The sequence below is a fragment of the Synechococcus sp. R55.7 genome (assembly GCF_047461955.1).
Taxonomy (GTDB): Bacteria; Cyanobacteriota; Cyanobacteriia; order Thermostichales; family Thermostichaceae; genus Thermostichus.
Window position 1 is genome coordinate 1 of record NZ_JANSIC010000515.1, and the last position, 547, is coordinate 547.

General features: G+C 55.4%; 1 protein-coding gene and 1 tRNA gene. Both read right to left on the reverse strand.

Going from position 1 to position 547, the window contains the following annotated elements; all coding sequences use genetic code 11:
- Positions 1 to 193: 193 nt before the first annotated feature.
- Positions 194 to 388, reverse strand: coding sequence for a hypothetical protein (locus NW820_RS13440; RefSeq protein ID WP_011433320.1), 195 nt, complete (start codon positions 386 to 388; stop codon positions 194 to 196).
- Between the two features lie 70 nt (positions 389 to 458).
- Positions 459 to 543: transfer RNA gene (locus NW820_RS13445), tRNA-Ser, on the reverse strand.
- Positions 544 to 547: the final 4 nt, after the last annotated feature.

The following is a 547-nucleotide window of genomic DNA, read 5'->3' on the forward strand; positions in this document are numbered from 1 at the left end:
CGGCCTGCGACTGGGACACCTTGAGCTTGCAGGATACGGTCAGGACTTGGGTCATGGTTCTATTGTGACTTCCGCATTCCTCCCGGCACTGACCCTACGGGTACAGTGCGGGGCTCCTGCGATTTCTAGCTGACACAGGCAGGCAAGGGCGGCTGTTCGATATTCATGTCCCGCCTTGTTTGGGATGCGACGGTCAGGATGGGGATCCCTCTGTGAGGATTTGGTTAACCTTTTCTGTCCACTGGGGATCTTCAGGTGCAATCACTATGCTCTTGGGTCGGGATCCCAGTTCCCGATAGATGGGCTCCACTGCGGGAGTGCCCCGCAACTGCCAAGCTATGTCTTTGAGCTGTTGAGTGGTCAAGGTCGATAAATCAAGGATGGTCATGTGGATAGCTCCCCCTCTGGGCCAGTGAATCTCTGTAGCTTCGACCCGTTGGGCTTTACCTCAAGATAAACGGAGAGGGTGGGATTCGAACCCACGGTGGCGTCAACCACGGCAGTTTTCAAGACTGCTTCCTTAAACCGCTCGGACACCTCTCCAAAT

Coding starts and splice junctions, on each gene's coding strand:
- NW820_RS13440 (WP_011433320.1), bottom strand. CDS start 388: ATGACCATCCTTGATTTATCGACCTTGACCACTCAACAGCTCAAAGAC.